Origin of the sequence: Allostreptomyces psammosilenae, assembly GCF_013407765.1 — a bacterium.
Taxonomy (GTDB): Bacteria; Actinomycetota; Actinomycetes; order Streptomycetales; family Streptomycetaceae; genus Allostreptomyces; species Allostreptomyces psammosilenae.
The window spans coordinates 1,488,162-1,508,772 of the sequence record NZ_JACBZD010000001.1; the positions used below are offsets into that span (position 1 = coordinate 1,488,162).

At 74.4% G+C, this 20,611-nt stretch carries 18 protein-coding genes; 5 read left to right on the plus strand and 13 right to left on the minus strand.

What is annotated here, in order from left to right; translation table 11 throughout:
* Nucleotides 1-125 precede the first annotated feature (125 nt).
* Nucleotides 126-1,565 (plus strand): GuaB1 family IMP dehydrogenase-related protein, encoded by a 1,440-nt coding sequence (locus tag FHU37_RS05905; RefSeq protein ID WP_179813158.1) that lies wholly within the window; start codon nt 126-128, stop codon nt 1,563-1,565.
* Nucleotides 1,566-1,648: 83 nt separating this feature from the next.
* On the opposite strand, the gene FHU37_RS05910 is transcribed toward FHU37_RS05905, so the two are convergent.
* On the minus strand, nt 1,649-2,413 hold the full coding sequence (locus FHU37_RS05910) for a DUF5995 family protein (protein WP_246449590.1): 765 nt from the start codon (nt 2,411-2,413) through the stop codon (nt 1,649-1,651).
* Nucleotides 2,414-2,601: 188 nt separating this feature from the next.
* Here FHU37_RS05910 and FHU37_RS05915 point away from each other — a divergent pair, with 188 nt between their 5' ends.
* The 4 genes from FHU37_RS05915 to FHU37_RS05930 all read left to right on the plus strand — a co-directional run bounded on the left by FHU37_RS05915 (nt 2,602) and on the right by FHU37_RS05930 (nt 7,427).
* Nucleotides 2,602-3,594 carry a tripartite tricarboxylate transporter substrate binding protein gene (locus FHU37_RS05915; RefSeq protein ID WP_218903948.1) on the plus strand — a complete coding sequence of 331 codons (993 nt, stop codon included), beginning with the start codon at nt 2,602-2,604 and terminating at the stop codon, nt 3,592-3,594.
* Between the two features lie 38 nt (nt 3,595-3,632).
* Nucleotides 3,633-4,226 carry a tripartite tricarboxylate transporter TctB family protein gene (locus FHU37_RS05920; RefSeq protein WP_179816056.1) on the plus strand — a complete coding sequence of 198 codons (594 nt, stop codon included), beginning with the start codon at nt 3,633-3,635 and terminating at the stop codon, nt 4,224-4,226.
* Nucleotides 4,226-5,722 (plus strand): tripartite tricarboxylate transporter permease, encoded by a 1,497-nt coding sequence (locus FHU37_RS05925; protein ID WP_179813159.1) that lies wholly within the window; start codon nt 4,226-4,228, stop codon nt 5,720-5,722. Before FHU37_RS05920 ends, FHU37_RS05925 begins: the two co-directional genes overlap by 1 nt.
* Before the next feature lie 283 nt (nt 5,723-6,005).
* A complete protein-coding gene (locus tag FHU37_RS05930) occupies nt 6,006-7,427 on the plus strand; it encodes a uracil-xanthine permease family protein (protein ID WP_246450366.1) in 1,422 nt (473 codons plus the stop codon).
* Nucleotides 7,428-7,534: 107 nt separating this feature from the next.
* Here FHU37_RS05930 and FHU37_RS05935 read toward each other — a convergent pair whose 3' ends face one another.
* The 12 genes from FHU37_RS05935 to FHU37_RS05990 form a co-directional block, all read right to left on the minus strand.
* Nucleotides 7,535-7,855, minus strand: coding sequence for a hypothetical protein (locus FHU37_RS05935; protein WP_179813161.1), 321 nt, complete (start codon nt 7,853-7,855; stop codon nt 7,535-7,537).
* A gap of 31 nt (nt 7,856-7,886) precedes the next feature.
* Nucleotides 7,887-9,557, minus strand: coding sequence for a sodium:solute symporter family protein (locus FHU37_RS05940; RefSeq protein WP_179813162.1), 1,671 nt, complete (start codon nt 9,555-9,557; stop codon nt 7,887-7,889).
* 165 nt (nt 9,558-9,722) lie between these two features.
* Nucleotides 9,723-10,268, minus strand: coding sequence for a TetR/AcrR family transcriptional regulator (locus tag FHU37_RS05945; protein WP_179816057.1), 546 nt, complete (start codon nt 10,266-10,268; stop codon nt 9,723-9,725).
* 78 nt (nt 10,269-10,346) lie between these two features.
* On the minus strand, nt 10,347-11,390 hold the full coding sequence (locus tag FHU37_RS05950; RefSeq protein WP_179816058.1) for an agmatine deiminase family protein: 1,044 nt from the start codon (nt 11,388-11,390) through the stop codon (nt 10,347-10,349).
* 197 nt (nt 11,391-11,587) lie between these two features.
* Complete coding sequence (locus FHU37_RS05955; protein WP_179813163.1) at nt 11,588-13,312, minus strand: urease subunit alpha; 1,725 nt, start codon at nt 13,310-13,312, stop codon at nt 11,588-11,590.
* On the minus strand, nt 13,309-14,061 hold the full coding sequence (gene ureA, locus FHU37_RS05960) for an urease subunit gamma (RefSeq protein ID WP_179813164.1): 753 nt from the start codon (nt 14,059-14,061) through the stop codon (nt 13,309-13,311). Before ureA ends, FHU37_RS05955 begins: the two co-directional genes overlap by 4 nt.
* 193 nt (nt 14,062-14,254) lie before the next feature.
* Nucleotides 14,255-15,604: an LLM class flavin-dependent oxidoreductase gene (locus FHU37_RS05965; RefSeq protein ID WP_179813165.1), complete on the minus strand. Its 1,350-nt coding sequence runs from the start codon at nt 15,602-15,604 to the stop codon at nt 14,255-14,257.
* Nucleotides 15,601-16,962: an LLM class flavin-dependent oxidoreductase gene (locus tag FHU37_RS05970; RefSeq protein WP_179813166.1), complete on the minus strand. Its 1,362-nt coding sequence runs from the start codon at nt 16,960-16,962 to the stop codon at nt 15,601-15,603. Before FHU37_RS05970 ends, FHU37_RS05965 begins: the two co-directional genes overlap by 4 nt.
* A complete protein-coding gene (locus FHU37_RS05975) occupies nt 16,959-17,825 on the minus strand; it encodes an ABC transporter ATP-binding protein (RefSeq protein ID WP_179813167.1) in 867 nt (288 codons plus the stop codon). The genes FHU37_RS05970 and FHU37_RS05975 overlap by 4 nt, the downstream gene beginning before the upstream one ends.
* The gene (locus FHU37_RS05980; RefSeq protein WP_179813168.1) at nt 17,801-18,706 is read right to left on the minus strand and encodes an ABC transporter permease; all 906 of its coding nucleotides are present in this window, start codon (nt 18,704-18,706) and stop codon (nt 17,801-17,803) included. The genes FHU37_RS05975 and FHU37_RS05980 overlap by 25 nt, the downstream gene beginning before the upstream one ends.
* On the minus strand, nt 18,703-19,842 hold the full coding sequence (locus tag FHU37_RS05985; RefSeq protein WP_179813169.1) for an ABC transporter substrate-binding protein: 1,140 nt from the start codon (nt 19,840-19,842) through the stop codon (nt 18,703-18,705). The genes FHU37_RS05980 and FHU37_RS05985 overlap by 4 nt, the downstream gene beginning before the upstream one ends.
* Nucleotides 19,843-19,902: 60 nt before the next feature.
* Nucleotides 19,903-20,439 (minus strand): flavin reductase family protein, encoded by a 537-nt coding sequence (locus tag FHU37_RS05990; RefSeq protein WP_179813170.1) that lies wholly within the window; start codon nt 20,437-20,439, stop codon nt 19,903-19,905.
* Nucleotides 20,440-20,611: the final 172 nt, after the last annotated feature.

Genomic DNA, 20,611 nt, shown 5'->3' on the forward strand with positions numbered 1-20,611 from the left:
GCGCGCGTCGCGGCATCGTGCACACTTGGTGAGGCGGTGCAGCGGTTCGGCGTCGGGACGGCGGTGCTCCTTCTGCGCTGGCCCACCTACACGACCGAGCGACACCGCAGGTGAAGGCAGCGACAGTGCGATTCCTGAATGATCAAGCGCCCCAGTACGACCTGACGTACGACGACGTCTTCATGGTCCCGAGCCGCTCCAACGTCGGTTCCCGGCAGGGAGTGGACCTCTCCTCCGTCGACGGCACCGGCACCACCATCCCCCTGGTGGTCGCCAACATGACCGCCGTCGCCGGCCGCCGGATGGCGGAGACCGTGGCCCGGCGCGGCGGCCTGGTGGTCATCCCGCAGGACATCCCGCTGGACGTGGTCGCCGACGTGACCTCCTGGGTCAAGCGGCGCCACCTGGTGCACGACACCCCCATCGTGCTGCCGCCCACGGCCACCGCGGCCGAGGCGCTCTCCCTGATGCCCAAGCGCGCGCACGGCGGGCTGATCGTGGTCGACGACGGCCGGCCGGTCGGCGTGGTGACCGAGCGCGACTGCGTCGGGGTGGACCGCTTCACCCAGCTCGCCGACGTGATGAGCCGCGACCCGCTGCTGCTCCCCGAGGACATCGCGCCCAAGGACGCCTTCGACCGGCTGTACGAGTCCCGGATCAAGCTCGCCCCGGTGGTGGACGGCGACGGCAGGCTGGTCGGCCTGCTCACCCGGCGCGGCGCGCTGCGCGCCACCCTCTACACCCCGAACACCGACGCCCGGGGCCGGCTGCGCATCGCCGCCGCCGTCGGCATCAACGGCGACGTCGCCGGCCGCGCGAAGGCGCTGCTGGAGGCCGGCGTGGACACCCTGGTGGTGGACACCGCGCACGGCCACCAGGAGCGGATGATCGAGGCGCTGCGCGCCGTGCGGGGCCTGGACCCGCAGGTGCCGGTGGTGGCCGGCAACGTGGTCTCGGCGGCCGGCGTGCGGGACCTGGTCGAGGCCGGCGCGGACATCATCAAGGTCGGCGTCGGACCGGGCGCCATGTGCACCACCCGGATGATGACCGGCGTGGGCCGTCCGCAGTTCTCCGCCGTGCTGGAGTGCGCCGCCGAGGCCCGCCGGCTGGGCCGGCACGTGTGGGCGGACGGCGGCGTGCGCCACCCGCGCGACGTGGCGATGGCCCTGGCCGCCGGGGCGTCCAACGTGATGATCGGCTCCTGGTTCGCCGGCACCCACGAGTCGCCCGGCGACCTCCAGGTGGCCTCCGACGGCCGGCTGTACAAGGAGAGCTTCGGCATGGCCTCGGCCCGCGCCGTCTCCCACCGCACCAGCGGCGAGTCGCACTGGGAGCGCGCCCGCAAGGCGCTGTTCGAGGAGGGCATCTCCTCCTCCCGGATGTACGTCGACCCCGAGCGCCCCGGCGTGGAGGACCTGATCGACTCCATCGTCGCCGGCGTGCGCAGCTCCTGCACCTACGCCGGAGCGGCCACCCTGGAGGAGTTCCACGAGCGCGCCGTGGTCGGCGTGCAGTCCGCCGCCGGCTACGCCGAGGGCAAGCCGCTGCACGCCAGCTGGTCCTGACCCCCGCACCACCCCGGTCGCACGACGGCACCGCCGGGACGGGCACGAGCCCGCCCGGCCGGTGCCGTCGTGCGTCGCCCCGGTTAGCCGTCCAGGGCCGCGGCGACCGCGCCGACGGGGGTGAGCAGTTGACGGCTCACCAGGCCGACCGTCCGCGACAGCGCGGCGGTGGCCAGCTCGACGAGGCCGCGCGGCCCGTCGCCCAGCGCGTCCAGCGTCAGCGCCGTGGCCCAGGCGGCGTCGCGCGCCCGGCTGACGCTCCAGGAGTTCACCAGGTGGGCCAGCGGGCCCGCCAGGTCCAGCGCGTCCGGGCCCGGGAGCAGCAGTTCCCGGCACTCCGCCTCCACCCGGGCCAGCACCGCGTTCACCGCGAGGAAGTCCTCGCGCACCGCCTCCGGCGGCACCCCGTCCGCCCGGCACACGTCCAGCACGGACAGCGGCAGGTCGTGCTCGATGTGGGCGTTCATCCCGGCGACGGCGAACTGCACGGCGTGCACCCCGCCGTGCCCCCGCGTCTCGAACAGCGGTCGCCAGCACGCCTCCGGCTCCCGGCCGCGCGCCGCGACGTCCACGGCCACCAGATAGCGCTCGGCGAACACGGCGGCCAGCCGGCCGGTCCGTGCGGGGTCGGCGAAGTGGCCGGCGGCCAGCGCCGCGTCGATCTCCTCGGTGACCCGCAGGTAGACGCCGTTGAAGTGGCGCACCCCGTCCCCGGCCGGCAGCGCCTCCTGGAGCGCGGCCAACCGCGCCACCACCGCCGCCAGCCGCGGCCCGTCCGCCGCGTCCGCCGCGTCCGGACCGCCCGGCCCGCTCCGGCCGGTCGAGGTGATCGGCGCCTGTGTCGTCATCCGGGCACTCCCAAGGGCGATACCCCACCGGTCCGTCACGCGCGAACGATGGGCGTTTACCGTCTGTAGCGAACACAACGTACTCAACGTCCGTTGCTTTCCAAACCAACCGGAGGTGTGGCGCGCGGCACACCGGACGCGGAAGCTGCGACGACGCTCACACCGCCCGCGTGAAACGAGAGCAACGAATGAACAGACGGACACTGCTGCGCGCCGGGGCGCTGGCGGTGCTCGCCCCGGCGGCCGCCGCCTGCGGGGTCACCCGGAACAGCGACACCGGCTCGACCGGGCCGCTGACCGGCCTGCGGATGATCGTCGGCAACAGCCCCGGAAGCGGCTACGACATCACCGCCCGCACGGTCGGCAAGGCCATGACCGACTCCCGGGCCGCCCGGGGCCTGGAGGTCTTCAACGTCGCCGGCGCCGGCGGCACCATCGGCCTCGCCCGGCTGGTCAACTCCCGGGGCAGCGAGGACATGCTGATGATGATGGGCCTCGGCGTGGTCGGCGCGGTCTGGACCAACCAGTCCTCCGCCACGCTGGAGGACACCACCCCGCTGGCCCGGCTGATCGAGGACCCCAGCGCGATCGTCGTCCCCCGCGACTCCCCGTTCACCACCTTCGAGGACCTGGCCGAGGTCTGGCGGCGGGATCCCGGCGCCCTCAACGTCGGCGGCGGCTCCTCGCCGGGTGGGCCGGACCACCTGCTGCCCATGCAGGTCGCCGAGAGCCTCGGCATCGACCCCAGGCGGGTCTCCTACATCGGCTACGACGGCGGCGGCGAACTTCTCACCGCGCTGCTCGGCGCCAAGGTGGACGTGGCGGCGACCGGCATCGGCGAGATGGTCGACCAGGTCACCGGCGGCGACGTGCGGATCCTCGCCGTGACCGGCGACACCGGGATCGACGCCGTGCGGGCGCCCACCCTGGCCGAACTGGGCAGCGACGTCGCCGCGATCAACTGGCGCGGCGTGGTGGCCGCCCCCGGCATCTCCGAGGAGCGCCGACGGCGGCTCGTCCAGGCCCTCGCCACCATGCGGGAGTCCGCGGAGTGGCGCGACGCGCTCGGCCGGAACGGCTGGAGTGACGCCTACCTGCCCGGCGACGACTTCCGCGACTTCCTCCGCGACCAGGACCGGCGGGTGGCCGACACCCTGCGCACCCTGGGGCTGGCGTCATGAGCACCCGAGAGACCACCGACCCGGCGGACACCACCGACATGCGCACCACCGACACCGGCGCCGGCCACCCCGGCGCAAGCCACTCCGGCCCCTGCGACCAGGGCGCGCCCGGACGCCACCGGCCGCCGGCCGGCGCCCGGGCCTGGCTCGGCGAACACGCCGAACTCCTCGTCTCCGCCCTCCTGCTCGTCCTCGGCGCCGTCGTGCTCGCCGACGCCGCCACCACGCAGGCCCTGCCGGCCGCCGAGAGCGGGCCGATCGGCCCCCGCGCCGTGCCGACCGCCGTCGGCCTCGGCCTGCTGCTCTGCGCGGTGCTGCACGCCGTCGACGTGCTCCGCGGCGGGCGCGGCGAGGCCGAGGGCGGCGAGGACGTGGACCTGACCACCCGGGCCGACTGGCGCGCCGTCACCATGCTCACCGCCGTCTTCCTGGCCAACGCCGCCCTCATCGAACCGGCCGGCTGGGCCATCTCGGGCGCGCTGCTGTTCTGGGGCACCGCCTACGCCCTCGGAAGCCGCAGCTACCTGCGCGACGCCCTGATCTCCGCCGGACTCTCCGTCGGCTCGTTCTACGCCTTCTACTACGGGCTCGGGATCACCCTCCCCCCGGGCGTGCTGGAGGGAATCCTGTGATGGAGACCGTCGCCAACCTGCTCGGCGGCTTCGCCACCGTGCTGTCCCCGGTCAACCTGCTCTACGCGCTGGCCGGCGTGCTCATCGGCTCCGCCGTCGGCGTGCTGCCCGGCATCGGGCCGGCGATGGCCGTCGCCCTGCTGCTCCCGGTCACCTACGGCATGGAGCCCACCGCCGCGTTCATCATGTTCGCCGGCATCTACTACGGCGCCATGTTCGGCGGCGCCATCACCTCCATCCTGCTCAACACCCCCGGCGAGTCCGCCTCCGTGGTGACCGCCATCGAGGGCAACCTGATGGCCAAACGGGGACGGGCCGCCCAGGCCCTGGCCACCGCCGTCATCGGCTCCTTCGTCGCCTCGACCATCGGCACCGCCCTGCTCGCCTTCCTCGCCCCCGTGGTCGTCGACTTCGCCGTGCGGCTCGGCGCGCCCGCCTACTTCGCCATCATGGTGCTGGCGCTGACCACCGTCACCGCCGTGATCGGCAGCTCGCGGATCCGCGGCTTCTCCGCGCTGGCCATCGGCCTGGCGATCGGGCTGGTCGGCATCGACACCATCAGCGGCCAGCAGCGGCTGACCTTCGGCGTGCCGCAGCTCGCCGACGGCATCGACATCGTCGTGGTGGCGGTCGCCGTCTTCGCCGTCGGCGAGGCGCTGTGGGTCGGCGCGCACCTGCGCGGCACGCCGCCGGCGCCCACCCCGGTCGGCACCCCGTGGATGCGGCGCGAGGACTGGCGGCGCTCCTGGCGGCCGTGGCTGCGCGGCGTGCTGATCGGCTTCCCGATGGGCGCGCTGCCGGCCGGCGGCGCGGAGATCCCCACCGTCATCTCCTACGCCACCGAGAAGCGGCTCGCCGGCCGGCACGGCGAGTTCGGCCGGGGCGCCATCGAGGGCGTGGCCGGACCGGAGGCCACCAACAAGGGCGCCGCCGCCGGCTCCTTCGTGCCGATGCTCTCCCTCGGGCTCCCGGCCAACGCCATCGGCGCCGTCATGCTGGCCGCCTTCACCCAGTTCGGCATCCAGCCCGGCCCGCTGCTCTTCGAGCGGGAGAGCGACCTGGTCTGGGCGCTGATCGCCAGCCTGTTCCTCGGCAACGTGCTGCTGTTGCTGCTGAACCTGCCGCTGGCCCCGGTGTGGGCCCGGCTGCTGCGCATCCCGCGCCCCTACCTGTACGCCGGCATCCTGTTCTTCGCCTCACTCGGCGCGTTCGCCGTCAACTTCCAGCCGGTCGACCTGGTGATCCTGCTCGCCCTCGGCCTGCTGGGCTTCCTGATGCGGCGCTTCGGGCTCCCGGTGCTGCCGCTGATCCTCGGTGTCATCCTCGGGCCGATGGCCGAGGAGCAGCTGCGCCGCACCTTCCAGCTGAGCCACGGGGAGGTCAGCGGGCTGTGGAGCGAGCCGGTGGCGGTCGTGCTGTACGCGGTGGCCGCCCTGGTCCTGCTGTGGCCGCTGGTCGGGGCCCGGCTGCGGCGGCGGCGCGCGCCGGCGGCCTGAGCACGGGCCGAGGTGTCCCGGCCGGCACCGGCCGGGACACCCGCGCCCGCCCCGGCGGGCCGGGCCGGGGTGGCGGAGCGCCGACCGGTCATGGTGCGAGCGTGACCGCCCGGCTATGGCATGTACACACGGCCGTTACGACGCCGACTCCGGTACGCCCTCCGGGTGGTTTAAGGTTGGCCGGAATCGAACGTCCGGCCGCGACACTCCCGGGGTGCCGCGGCCTCGTCGTGTGTCGCCTGTGACGCGTGTGACATGTGTGAGGAGCGGGACTGTGGGATCACTGGGCTGGAAGCTCCACGGTGACGGCAAGGCGCCGGCACCCGGAGCGGTGGTACGGCCCGACGAGCGGCTGTCATGGGTGCGCACCATCGGCCTGGGCGCCCAGCACGTGGTGGCGATGTTCGGCGCCACCTTCGTGGCACCGGTGCTGATGGGCCTCGACCCCAACCTGGCGGTGATGCTCTCCGGCATCGCCACCGCCGTCTTCCTGCTCGCCACCCGGGGCCGCATCCCCAGCTACCTGGGGAGCAGCCTGTCCTTCGTCGGCGTGGCGGCGGTCATCGCCGGCGGTGGAGGGGACGCGGCCACCGTGACCGGCGCGCTGCTGGCCGTCGGCGCCCTGCTCTGCCTGGTCGGCCTGGCGGTGCAGGCGCTCGGCGCCCAGGTGATCCACCGGGCGCTGCCGCCGGTGGTCACCGGCGCCGTGGTGATGCTGATCGGCTTCAACCTCGCTCCGGTGGTGGCCTCCACCTACTGGCCGCAGGACCAGTGGACGGCGCTGATCACCATGGCCTTCACCGTGGTGGCGCTGGTCGCGCTGCGCGGCTTCCTGGCCCGGATCGCCATCTTCCTGGGCCTGGTCTTCGGCTACCTGGTCTCCTGGCTGTCCGACCGCCTGTTCGGCCGGATCACCTCGGTGGACGGTTCCGGCCAGGTCACCGAGCACTGGCGGCTGGACCTGAGCGCGGTCGCCGAGGCCGACTGGATCGGGCTGCCCAGCCTGCACGCCCCCGACTTCCAGCTGTCCGCGATCCTGGTCGCCCTGCCGGTGGTCGTGGCGCTGATCGCGGAGAACGCCGGGCACGTCAAGGCCGTCGCCGAGATGACCGGCGACGACCTCGACGGCGACCTCGGCCGGGCGATCGCCGCCGACGGCGCCGCCACCGTGCTGTCCACCGCGGTCGGCGGGCCGGCCACCACCACCTACGCCGAGAACATCGGCGTGATGGCCGCCACCCGGGTCTACTCCACGGCCGCCTACTGGGCCGCGGCCGGCTTCGCCGTCCTGTTCGGCCTCGTCCCGAAGTTCGGCGCCGTGGTCGCCGCGATCCCCGGCGGCGTGCTGGGCGGCATCACCGTCGTCCTGTACGGCATGATCGGCCTGCTCGGCGCCAAGATCTGGGTGGAGAACCGGGTGGACCTCGGCAACCCGGTCAACCTGGTGCCGGTCGCCGCGGCCGTCATCATCGGCATCGGCAACGTCTCGCTGACCTTCACCGACTCCTTCTCGCTGTCCGGCATCGCCCTCGGCACCATCGTGGCCGTGGCCGGCTACCACGTGCTCCGGGCGGTCGCGCCGCCGCACCTGAAGGAGGAGGTGCCGCTGCTGGACGCCGCCGTCCCGGCCGGGCCGGACGAGGCCGACGCGGCGGACGGCGTGGCCGGCACGGCCACCGGGGCGGCCGGCGCCCGGAGGCGCTGAGCCGCCGTCCCACCGGTGACCGCCCCACGGCCCGGTCCCGCGCCCACTTCCGTGGGCGCGGGACCGGGCCGTCGGCGTGCTCGCCCTGGACACCGGCGCTGCGCGCCTCAGTGCTCCAGGGGGCGCCCCTCCTCGTCGATCCCCTCCGGCGGCGGGGGAGGGGTGGGGTTCAGCGCGAACCACAGCAGGAACAGCAGCCCGAGGGCCAGCATCCCCAGGCCCGCCCACAGGTTGATGTTGATCCCCTGCGCCTTGTCGATGTCCGCCGGGGACGCGAACAGGCCGGCCACCGTCACGATGACTCCGTAGAGCACGAACAGGCCGCCGATCAGCCGGCGGATGTCGAACAGGCGCGCGGCGCGCGCCGTCGCCTCGGCGCCGGTGGCGCCGGCGTCCGGACGCGGCCCGCCGTGCGGCTCCTCGGTCATGGGGACTCCCTGGGTCTGGTGTCGTCCGTCGTCACAGGCTGAACGGCAGGTAGAGCAGGGCGGCCAGGACGATCGCGCCCCAGCCCAGCAGCCACGGCCTGCGGTACCAGGCCTCGTCGCCGGGCGCCCGGTCGTCTACCTCCAGGCCGGGGGCGGTCGTCCCGTAGACCAGGCCCGCCAGTTCCGCCACCGGCTTCGGCCGGGTGAACAGGCTCACCACCACGCTGACCGCCATCCCGGCCAGGAAGGCCACGATCGAGGCGACGAAGTTCGCCCCCTGCTCGCTCGGGATGGTCACCGCCCCCGCCCGGTACAGCAGGTAGGTGGTGAACGCGGCGAGCGTGCCGGTGAGCAGCCCCCAGAAGCCGGCGGCACTGGTCATCCGCCGCCAGAACATCGCCAGGATGAAGGTGACGAACAGCGGGACGTTGAAGAAGGAGAACAGCGTCTGCAGGTAGTTCATGATGTTGGAGAAGGTCGCCGCGATGAACGCCGTCCCCATGCCGATCACCACGCCCACGGCCGTCACCACCCGGCCCACCAGGAGGTAGTGGGCGTCCGGGCGGTGCCGGCGGACGTACGGCCGCCAGATGTCGTTGGTGAAGACGGTGTTGAAGCTGGACACGTTGGCCGCCATGCCCGCCATGAACGCCGCCAGCAGGCCGGTCACCGCGATCCCCAGCACGCCGTTGGGCAGCAGGTCCCGCATCAGCAGCGGGATCGCGTCGTTGTAGGCGTACTCCCCGGTGCCGATGGTGGGCTCCACCACCACCGCGATCAGCCCCGGGACCACCACGATCGCCGGGATGAACATCTTCGGGTAGGCGGCGATCAGCGGGGTGCGGCGGGCGGCGCTGAGGTTCCGGGCCGACATCGCCCGCTGCACCTCGGCGAAGTTCGTCGTCCAGTAGCCGAAGCTCATCACGAACCCCAGGCCCAGCACGATGGTCAGCCAGTTGGCCCCCAGCGAGTTCGGCTCGCCGATGCCGGTTCCCTGCCACGCGCTGAGGAAGCCCTCCCCGCGCGTCGCCCCGATGCTGTCGGACAGGCCGTCCCACCCGCCGACGCGCCGCAGGCCCACCACGGTGAGCGGGATCAGCGCCGCCAGGATCACGAAGAACTGCAGCACCTCGTTGTAGATCGCCGAGGAGAGCCCGCCCAGCAGGATGTAGGCCAGCACGAACGTCCCGGAGACCACGATCGCCGTCCACAGCGGCCACCCCAGCAGCGCCTGCACCACGATGCCGAGGGCGTAGAGGTTCACCCCGGCGATCAGCACCGAGGCCACCGCGAAGATCACCGAGCTGAGCAGGTGCGGGGCCGGCCCGAAGCGCAGCAGCAGGAACTCCGGGACGCTGCGCACCCGCGAGCGGTAGTAGAACGGCATCATCACCAGGCCCAGGAACACCATCGCCGGGATCGCCCCGACCAGGTACCAGTGCAGGGTGTACATGCCGTACTGGGCGCCGTTGGCCGCCATCCCGAGGATCTCGGTGGCGCCCAGGTTCGCCGCGACGAACGCCAGACCGGTCACCCAGGCGGGCAGCGCCCGGCCGGAGAGGAAGAAGTCCAGGCTGGTGCGGACGCTCCGGCGCGCGGCGAAGCCGATCCCGAGCACGACGGCGAAGTAGACCAGCAGGATGGCGTAGTCGAGGGCGTTGACGGACAGCCGCAGCTGGTCGACTGCGAGGTAGCGGTACATCGCGGCTCATTTCGACGCATCGGATCCGCGACCCACCTCACCACGGGCGCCCGGCCGCCGCCCCGCGAGCCACGGCCGGCCACGGCGAGTGGCCGAGCAACACCACCTGGAAGGGTGGCGTGGCCGTGCCCGGCCCGGCCGGCCGTTCCGCGCCCGTTCCCCCGCCTAACCGGCCAGCACGGCGTCCAGGTGCTCCTCGACGTGCTCCAGGGCGGCGGCCCGGTCGATCCCCGGCAGTCCGGCCACCAGCTGGGTGCCGAAGCCGTCGAGCAGGGCGCGGAGCCGGACGGCGTGCCGCTCGGCGTCGAACGGGGGCCGTGGCCGCAGCTCGCCGGAGGCCGTGCCCTCGCGCAGCAGGGCCACCGCGTCGTGCTGCCAGGCGAGCTCCAGTTCCAGCTGCCCATCGCGGAGCTCCGCCACCGCCTGGGCGCGCCGCCACACCTCCACCCACAGGGCCCAGCGCGGATCCCGGCCGTCGTCGGGCAGGTACAGCGCGGCGAAGCGGGTCAGCCGCTCCCGGACCGTACCCGGCCGGCCCAGCGCGGCCCGCCGCCGCTCGCCGAGCCGGCGTTCGCTCCAGCGCAGGGTCTCCAGCAGCAGCCGGTCCTTGGTGCCGAAGTAGTACAGCAGGTGGCCCCCGCTCATCCCCACCCGGCGGCCGAGCGCCGCCATGGTGAGCTCGGCGAGTCCGCGTTCGGCTATCGACTCCATGGCCGCCGCCAGCACCTGCTCGCGCGGCAGCGCCGGGCGGCGGCGCGCCGGCGCCGTGTTCGACCCCGCCACGCCCGCTCACACCTCCGGCTGCTGCTGGGTGATGCAGTGGATGCCGCCGCCGGCGGCGAAGATCGGCCGGGCGTCCACCAGCTCCACCCGCCGCTGCGGGAACAGCTCGGCGAAGACCCGCGCGTTCACCTCGTCGGAGGGGTCGTCGAAGGCGCACAGCACCACGGCGCCGTTGCACAGGTAGTGGTTGACGTAGCTGAAGTCCACCGGTTCGCCGTCCACCTCGGTGACGGTCGGCGCGACCAGCTCCACCACCTCCAGCCGGCGGCCGGAGGCGTCGGTGGAGGAGCGCAGCAGCCGCAGGTTCTCCCGGCACACCTCGAAGTCCGGGTGGGCGGGGTCGGGCTGGGCGTGCGCCACCACCACCCCCGGGTGGACGAAGGCCGCCACGATGTCCACGTGCCCCCGGGTGCCGAACGGCCCGTAGTCCCGGGTCAGTCCGCGGGGCAGCCAGATCGCCCGGCGGGTGCCCAGGAAGGCGTGCAGCTCGGCCTCCACCTCGGCCTTGGTCCAGCCGGGGTTGCGCGCCGGGTCCAGTTGCACGGTCTCGGTGAGCAGCACGGTGCCCTGGCCGTCGACGTGGATGCCGCCGCCCTCGTTGACCAGGCGGGACGCGAACCGCCGGGCGCCGGAGAGCCCGGCCACCCCCTCCGCGACGTGCTGGTCCCGCTCCCACCGGGCCCACTCCTGGGCGCCCCAGCCGTTGAACACCCAGTCGACCGCCGCCAGCTCGCCCTGCCCGTCGGTCAGGAAGGTCGGGCCGGTGTCCCGCATCCAGGCGTCGTCGATCGGGTGCTCGACCACCGAGACCCGCGGGTCCAGCAGCCTGCGGGCGCCGGCCGACTGCCCGGGGGCGGTCAGCATCGTCAGCGGCTCGTACTTGACCACGGTGTTCGCCACCCTGGCCCAGGCGCGCCGCGCCTCGGCCAGGGTCTCCGAGCCGTCCGGGCCGAAGGTCCGGTTCGGGGGCGGCCAGGCCATCCAGGTGGCGGCGTGCGGCTCCCATTCGGCCGGCATGGCGAAGCCGGCCGCCGCGGGCTTCGGCGGCATGGCCGCGGACGGGATCGAGGAGGAGGACGTCATGGCTGGCTCCAGGGCGGGGTGTGGGGCAGACGGCTCGGCGGCCGGTCGGGGCGGGCGGTGCTCACCGGTGCTGGTTCGCGTGTGCCCGATGGTTCGCGTGTGCCTGCCGGTTCACGGGTGCCTGCTCGTTCGTCGGGGTCTGCGGGTTGGTCGGCGTGCCGGGTTCACAGGAAGTACAGACGGCTGAGCGCGACGCTCTCGGACGGGTCCGAGCGCAGCGGCTCACCATCCAGCGTCACCAGCCCGGTCACCGGATTCACCTCCACCTCCCCCAACCGGGCGTTGCGCACCAGGTCCGCGGGGCCGATGCCGCGGGTGGCGCGCACGGGCACCCGGCGCCGGCGGGTCGGCATGCCGTCCGACGGCCGCGCCGCGGTGCCCGCCTCGGCGGCGGCCCCGCTGACGAAGGCCACCGACAGCTCCGCCGCGGTGGCCCCGTGCGCGCCGAACTGCGGGCCCAGCACCAGCGGCTGGGCGGTGTCCACGGCGGCGTTCGGGTCGCCGACCACGCCGTAGGCCGGGAATCCGGCCTTGAGCACCAGCTGCGGCTTGGCGCCGAAGAACTCCGGCCGCCACAGCACCAGATCGGCCAGCAGCCCGACCGAGACCGAGCCCACCTCGTGCGCCAGGCCGTGCGCGATCGCCGGGTTGACCGTCAGCTTGGCGATGTAGCGCAGCACCCGCTCGTTGTCGTCGCCGGCCGCCTGTGCCGCGTCCGGGTCGTCCCGCTCGGCCTTCATCTTCGCCGCGAGGGCGAAGGTGCGGCGCACGGTCTCCCCGGCGCGGCCCATGCCCTGGGCGTCCGAGGAGGTGATGCCGATGGCGCCGAGGTCGTGCAGCACGCCCTCCGCGCCCATGGTGCCGGCGCGGACCCGCTCCCGGGCCAGCGCGGCGTCGCCGGGCAGGTCCGGCTTCAGCCCGTGCACCGCCATGATCATGCCGTGGTGCTCGGCCACCGCGTCGCGGCCGAACGGCAGGGTGGGGTTGGTGGAGGAGCCGATGACGTTGCGGACGCCCGCCATCCGCAGCACGTTGGGCACGTGCCCGCCGCCGCACCCCTCGATGTGGAAGGCGTGGATGGTGCGCCCGTCCAGCACCGCGAGGGTGTCCTCGACCGACAGGCACTCGTTCAGGCCGTCGGTGTGCAGCGCCACCTGGACGTCGTGCTCCTCGGCCACCCGCAGGGCGGTGTCCAGGGCCCGGGTGTGCGCGCCGAGGTCCTCGTGCACCTTGAAGCCGCACGCCCCGCCCTCGACCAGCGCCTCCACCAGCGGCGCCGGGTCGGAGGAGGAGCCGCGCCCCAGGAAGCCGACGTTGACCGGCCAGGCGTCGAAGGCGCCGAAGGCGTGCCGCAGCGCCCAGGGCGAGTTCACCCCGACGCCCCAGACCGGCCCGAACTCCTGGCCGATCACGGTGGTCACCCCGGAGGCCAGGGACGCCTCCATGATGCGCGGGGAGAGCAGGTGCACATGGGTGTCGATGGCGCCGGCGGTGGCGATCAGGCCCTCGCCGGAGACGATGGTGGTTCCGGTGCCGACCACCACGTCCACCCCGTCGAGGGTGTCCGGGTTCCCGGCCCGGCCGATCGCGGCGATCCGGCCGTCCCGGATGCCGATGGAGACCTTCCGGACGCCGAGCAGCGCGTCGATCACCACGACGTTGGAGACCACCAGGTCGCAGGTCTCGCGCACCGCCGCCGCCCGCAGGTGCAGGCCGTCGCGGGCGGTCTTGCCGAAGCCGACCAGGAACTCCTCGCCCTCGGCCTGCGCGTCCGACTCCACCCGCACCACCAGGCCGGTGTCGCCCAGGCGGATCCGGTCCCCGGCGCGGGGGCCGTGCACGGCCGCGTACTCGTGCGCCCGGGCCGCGTGGTCCTGTCCGCCGGTCACGAGGACACCTCCGTCCGGCCGTCCGCCGGGCCGGCGCCCGAGCCGTCCGCCGCGTCCGCGCCCGCTCCCAGGTAGCCGCAGGCGGCGGCGCGGCGCAGCGCCTCCCGCCGGGCCCCGGGGGCGTCGAGCGGGCCGTCGACCAGGCCGGCGAAGCCGATCACCACCCGGTCGCCGCCGATCGGGACCACCGCCACCTCGACCGTCTCGCCGGGGCCGAAGCGCACCGAGGAGCCGGCGGGGACGGCCAGCCGGGTGCCGTAGGCCGCGGCCCGGTCGAACAGCAGCCGGGGGTTGCTCTCGAAGAAGTGGAAGTGCGAGGTCACGCTGATCGGCACGGCGGCGGTGTTGCGGACCGTCAGCCGTACCGCGTCCGGGCGCGCCGCGGCGTCCGGCACCGGGCGTGCCGCCGGAAGCACCGCCCCGGGGGCCCGCTCGCCCAGCGAGCCGCCGCCGATCGGATCGGGCACCACGGCGAGCCGGCTGCCGTCCGCGAAGACCGCCTCGACCCGCACCTCGGTGACCACGTCGGCCACCCCGGGCAGCACGTCGTCCGGGCCGAGCACGGCGCGGCCGGCCGCCACGGCCTCGGCCAGCCGCAGGCCGTCCCGGGCGGCCTCGCAGACCGCGTCCGCGACCAGCGCCTCGGCCTCCGGGACGTTCAGCCGCAGCCCGCGGGCCCGGCGGGCCCGGGCCAGCTCGGCCGCGTTGAACAGCAGCAGCCGGTCCCGCTCGGTGGGGGTCAGTCGCATGGCACCGCCTGTGTGGGGTTTGAACGCCGTTCGAAGATGGCCACATTGAACAACGTTCGAACCCGGCTGTCCATCCGACACCCCTGTCCCGACGCGCCGTCCGGCGCTCCCGCCGTCCGGGCGACGGTCGGGCCCGTGGCCGGACCGCGAAGAGCCGGGGGACGACGCGGCGCCGCGTCGTCCCCGGATCCGGTCAGCCGGTGGCGCGCGCGGCCACCTCGGCGTACTGGCTCCTCGGACGGGGCAGGCCGTAGTGGTCGCGCAGGGTGCGCCCGGTGTACTCGGTGCGGAACAGGCCGCGTCGGCGCAGGATCGGCACCACCTCGTCGGCGAACACCTCGAAGCCGCCGGTGAGGTGGGGCGGCATCACGTTGAAGCCGTCCGCCGCCCCGGTGGTGAACCACTCCTCGATGGTGTCGGCAACCTGTTCCGGTGTGCCGACCACCACCCGGTGCCCGCGTGCCCCGGCCAGCCGGTGCAGCAGCTGCCGGATCGTCGGACGCTCCCGCTCGACGATGTCCACGACCACCTGGAAGCGGCTGCCCACGCCGCGCTCGCCCCGGCCGTCGATCAGCCCGCGCGGCACCGGCCCGTCGAGGTCGTGCCCGCTCAGGTCGACGCCCAGCAGCTGGCGCAGCTGCCGCAGCGAGTAGGCGGGCTGGGTGAGCTGGTTGAACTCCTCGTGCAGCGCCCGCGCCTCGGCCTCGGTGGAGCCGAGGAACGGGCTGATCCCGGGGAGGATCTTCAGGTGCGCCGGATCGCGCCCGAGGGCCGCCGCCCGCGCCTTGACGTCGGCGTAGAAGGCGCGTGCGCTGCCGATGGTCTGGTGGGCGGTGAAGACCGCCTCGGCGTGGCGCGCCGCGAAGGCGCGGCCGTCCTCGGAGGAGCCGGCCTGCACGTAGACCGGCCTGCCCTGCGGGCTGCGCGGCGTGTTCAACGGGCCCCGCACGCGCAGCCGGGGGCCCTCGTGGTCGATGGCGTGGATCCGGTCGGTGTCGGCGAACACGCCGGAGACCGGGTCGGCCACCAGCGCCTCGTCCTCCCAGCTGTCCCACAGCTTGCCGACCACCTCGACGAACTCCTCGGCCCTCGCGTAGCGCTCGGCGTGCGCGGGGTGCTCGTCCAGTCCGAAGTTCGCCGCCGCCTGCGGGGCCCCGGTGGTGACGATGTTCCAGCCGGCCCGGCCGCGACTGAGGTGGTCCAGCGAGGCGAACAGGCGGGCGAGGTTGTACGGCTCGGTGTAGGTGGTCGACGCGGTGGCGATCAGGCCCAGGTGCGTGGTGGCGGTCGCCAGCGCCGCGAGCCAGGTGAACGGTTCGAGGCGGAAGCGGCTGGCGTAGCGGACGTTGTCCGGCAGCGACGGCCCGTCGGCGAGGAAGATCGCGTCGAACCGGGCGGCCTCGGCGCGTCGGGCCAGCTCCCGGTAGTAGTCGATGTCCAGGATCCGGTCCACCGCCGAGCCGTGGTACCGCCAGGCCGCCTCGTGGTGACCGGCGGGGTAGACGAACAGGTTCAGGTTCAGCTGGCGTGCTGTAGTGCTCATGCCACTGACTCCTCGATCCGGATCCGCTCCCCGCCGAGGGCCCGCCCCAGCGGACGGGGCAGGCCGTAGTGGTCGCGCAGGGTGCGCCCGGTGTACTCGGTGCGGAACAGGCCGCGCCGGCGCAGCACCGGCACCACGTGGTCCACGAAGAGCTCCAGGTCGCGCGGGAGGGCCGGCGGCATGATGTTGAACCCGTCCGCGGCCCCGGTGGTGAACCACTCCTCGATCCGGTCGGCCACCTGCTCCGGGGTGCCGGTGAAGGTGTGGTGGCCGCGGCCCCCGCCGAGGCGTCCGATCAGCTGGCGGACGGTCAGCCGCTCCCGCCGGGCCAGGTCCACGATCAGCGTGTACCGGCTCTTCGCGCCCTCGATCTGGTCCTCGCCGGGCAGGTCGTCCGGCAGGCGCCCGTCGAGCTCCAGTCGCTCGACCGGCAGGCGCAGGGTCCTGGCGAGCTGCGCGAGGGCGTAGCGCGGCACCACCAGCTCGTCGAGCAGCCGCTCCCGCTCGTGCGCCTCCGCCTCGGTGGAGCCGAGCACCGGGACGATGCCCGGCAGGACCTTCACGCCACGGTCGTCCCGGCCCAGCCGCCGGGCCCGGTGCTTGACGTCGGCGTAGAAGGACCTGGCCTCCTCGACGGTCTGCTGCGCGGTGAACACCGCCTCGGCGTAGCGGGCGGCCAGCGCCCGGCCGTCCTCGGAGGAGCCGGCCTGCACGAGCAGCGGGTGGCCCTGCGGGGACCGGGCCACGTTCAGCGGCCCGGCGACGGAGAAGTACCGTCCCCGGTGGTCGACGGCGCGCACGCGCTCCTGGTCGGCCCACACGCCGGCGGCCTTGTCGGCGACGATCGCGCCGTCCTCCCAGCTGTCCCACAGCTTCAGGCTCACCTCGATGAACTCGGCGGCCCGCGCGTAGCGCTCGGCGTGCGGGGGCAGCTCGTCGAGGCCGAAGTTGCGCGCCGCCTCCAGGGTGGCCGTGGTGACGATGTTCCAGCCGACCCGGCCGCCGCTGACGTGGTCCAGCGAGGCGAACCGGCGGGCCAGGTTGAACGGCTCGTTGTACGTGGTCGAGGCGGTGGCGATCAGCCCGATCCGCGTGGTGGCCGCGGCCAGCGCGGTCAGCAGGACGGTCGGCTCCAGGATGCTGCTCGGCCGCCTGCCGACGTCGCTGTGGAGGGCGGGGCTGTCGGCGAGGAACAGCGAGTCGAAGGTGCCCCGTTCGGCCAGCCGGGCCAGCCGGACGTGGTGCTCCAGACCGGTGGAGCCCACCGGGTCGCTCTCCGGCAGCCGCCAGGCCGCCTCGTGGTGGCCGGCGTTGATCAGGAAGGCGTTGAGGTGGAGTTGGCGTGCGGGGGGCGTCATCGGGACCTGCCGTTCTGTGCTGCCTGCGGTACGTGTGCCTGCTGTGGTGCGTGCGTTCGTGGCGGCGCCGCACCGCCGTCCGGGTCGTCGCCGGGGCCGCCGACCTGGGCGGGCACCCCCAGCCGCGCCAGCAGGCGCGCGCGGAGCCGGCCGAAGGCCGGGTGGCCGTGCTCCCGTGGGGCGGGCAGGTCCACCGGGACGTCGGCGGCGATCGCGCCCTCCTCCAGGACCACCACGCGGTCGGCGAGCACGATCGCCTCGTCCACGTCGTGCGTCACCAGGAGCACCGCGGGCCGGTGGCGGTCGCACAGCCGCCGCAGCAGGGCGTGCATGCGGATGCGGGTCAGCGCGTCCAGCGCCCCGAACGGCTCGTCGAGCAGCAGCAGCTCCGGTTCGCGGACCAGCGACCGGGCCAGCGCCACCCGCTGCTGCTCACCACCGGACAGCTGGGTCGGCCAGGCGCGTTCCCGCCCGGCCAGCCCCACCTCGGCCAGCGCCGCGCGTCCGCGGTCGCCCGCCCCCGGGCCGTCCAGGCCGAGCACCACGTTGTCCAGCACCCGCCGCCAGGGGAGCAGACGCGCGTCCTGGAACACCACCGAGCGGTTGCGCGGGGCCTGGAGCAGCCCGGACCCCGCCACCTCGTGGTCCAGCTCGGCCAGCGCCCGCAGCAGGGTGGACTTCCCGGAGCCGCTGCGTCCGAGCAGCGCCACGAACTCCCCGGCACGGATCGTCAGGTCCAGGCCGTCGAGCACCCGGCGGTCGGAGAAGGCGCGGACCAGTTCGCTGACCCGCACGGCCGGTGCCGGCTGACCGGTGCCGGCCGGTGCGGCCGTCGTGCTCAGTCCGCCAGGGTGCGTCGCCATGACAGCGCCCTCCTCTGAACCAGCCGTACCAACCCGTCGGAGACCAGGCCGAGCAGGCCGTAGACCACCAGGCCGACCAGGATCACGTCGGTCTGGCCGTAGGTGCGGGCCAGCTCCATCATGTAGCCGATGCCGCTGGTCGCGTTGACCTGCTCGACCACCACCAGGGCGAGCCAGGCCGCGGTCGCCGCGAAGCGCAGCCCGAGCAGGAAGCCGGGCAGGGCGCCCGGCAGCACCACGTGCCGGACGAAGCCCGCCCGGTCCAGGCCGACCGTCTCGGCCAGCTCCACGTAGCGGCTGTCGATGGAGCGCAGCGCGTTGTGGGTGTGGATGTAGATGGGGATCAGCACCCCGAGGGCGATGGTGATGACCTTCATGCTCTCCCCGATGCCGAACCACAGCACCAGCAGTGGAATCAGCGCCAGGGAGGGGATGGCCCGCTTGATCTGGACCGGGCCGTCGATGATCGCCTCGCCCAGCCGGCTGAGGCCGGAGACCACGGCGAGCACGGTGCCCGCCGCGACGCCGAAGAGCAGCCCGAGCAGTGCCCGCTGCGCGGAGGCGGCCAGGTGCTCCTGGAGCCGGCCCTCCGCGATCAGCTCGCCGGCGGTGGTCACCACCGTCCACGGCGCGGAGAGACTGCGCGGGTCGATCAGCCCGGCGGCCGAGCCGATCGACCAGACCGCGACCAGCAGCACCGGGCCGTAGGCCCAGCCGAGCGGGAGCGGTCGGCCGGGGCCGAGGCGGCGGCGCCGGGCGCGCGCCGGTGGGGTGGTGCGCCGGAGCCGGTCGGCCGCGGTGCCGGTGGGGCCGGCCGCGGGCTGGGCGGTCGTGGCCGCCCCCGCGTCGGGCCGGGAGGTCGGGGAGGTCTGGAGCGTCACGACGCCGCTCCTTCCCGGGCCCCGCCCAGCGCGTCCGCCGCCACCGACTCGAAGCGGCGGTCGAACAGTTCGGCGGCCTCCAGCCGCGGCTGGTCGGTCGCCTCGGCGAGCAGGTCGATGGTCTGCTGCTGCCGTTCGATGACCTCGTCCCAGTCGGCCGGGATGTCCGGGACCCCCGCCGCGTCCGCGAGGTACTCGCCGTCCTCGCGGCTGAGTCCCTCCTGCTCGACGTAGTAGCCGTCGATCCAGGCGTCGCGGTTGTCGTGGGCCCAGGCGTGCGCCTGCGCCCACACCTCGACGAACTCCCGCAGCGCGGCGGCCTTCGCCGGGTCCCGGAGCACCCCGGTCGGCACGTAGAGGTAGGAGGGGTCGTCACGCAGGCCGTGGCGGATCGTCGTCGCGCCGTCGGCACCGTAGTTGGCCAGGTAGCGCTTGATGTTGACCCCGCCGAGCGGCGCCACGTCCACCTGGCCGCTGGCCAGCGCGGTCGGGTAGACGTCGCCGGTGCTGGCGAGCTCCACCAGCTCGACGTCGTCCCGGGTCAGCCCGGCGGCCTGGAGCACCCGCAGCACCAGGGCTCCCTGCGCCTGTCCGGGGCTGTAGGCGATGCGCTTGCCCGCCAGGTCGCCGATCTCGGTCACGTCGACGCCGGGGGCCACACCGAGCTCGTAGATCGGGTGGTTGACGGGGTCCTGCCGGAACCTCGCGGCGATCACCTTGACGTCCAGGCCGGTCCAGGTGGCGTGGATGGGCGGGATGTCCGCCACCGAACCGACGTCGAGGGCGCCCGCGCGGAACGCCTCGGTGGTCTGCGGGCCACCGCTGATGTTGGCCCACTCGATCTCGAACGGCAGGTCGTCGGCGAGCCCGGACAGCTCGAGCGCCCGCTGGGTCACCGGATCGCCGATGGTGAGCGTGGTGCCCGGCGGGACCTCGGTCGGCAGCGCGGCGTCGGCCGCGAGGCCGCCCCCGGGCGGTTCGGCCCGGCCGGTGGAGGAGCAACCACTGAGCGCGACCGTCACGACGGTCGCCAGTACCAGGGCGGCCAGCGGGCCGCGCGGGCGCCGCACCGGGGAGGCGTCCGGGCGGGCCGCCGGCCGTCGGCGTGACCGGGTGGGGAGATGACGGAGGGACATGGCTCTGCGACTCCTCGACGGAACGGGAACGTGCGGCGGAAAGGTGGGGATCGGGAGGGCTCAGTCCCGCAGGGTGTGGTAGCCGCCGGAGTGGTAGAGCAGCGGGCGGCCGTCGCGGTGCTCGGACTCGACGGCGCGGGCCAGCACCACGGTGTGGTCCCCGGCGTCGATCCGGGTCTCCACCTCGCACACCAGCCGTGCCAGCACGCCGTCCAGCACCGGCACCCCGTGCGCGCCGGTGTGCCAGGAGGTGGGCGGGGCGAAGCGGTCGGCGCCGGAGCGGGCGAAGGTGCCGGCCAGGGTCCGCTGGTCCTCGGCCAGCAGGTGGACTCCTATGTGGGTGGCCCGGGAGAGGGCGGGCCAGGTCGAGGCGGTGCGTCCGATGCCGAAGGAGACGAGCGGCGGTTCGGCGGAGACCGAGGTGACGGAGGTGGCGGTGAAGCCGGCGGGACGCTCGCCCGGCACCGTGACCACCCAGACGCCGGCGGCCTGGCGGCGGAAGACCTCGCGGAAGGCGGGTGGTCGCACCGAGTGGGACGCGGGGGAGGCGGGGGAGTCCGCGGGGGTGGCGGAGACGTCGGCCGTGGTGACGGTCATGTCCGGACCTTTCGGAGGGGCGGGAGGGGAAGGGGCGAACCGGTGGCGCGGACGGGGCGGTTCACCGCCCGGGTGGCGGGGACCGGGGCCGGGTTGCGGGGACGCCGAAAAGCGGCGCCTCGCCGCGGCGCGGGGAAATGGAAAGGCACCGCCGATTTCAACGGGCGGTGAA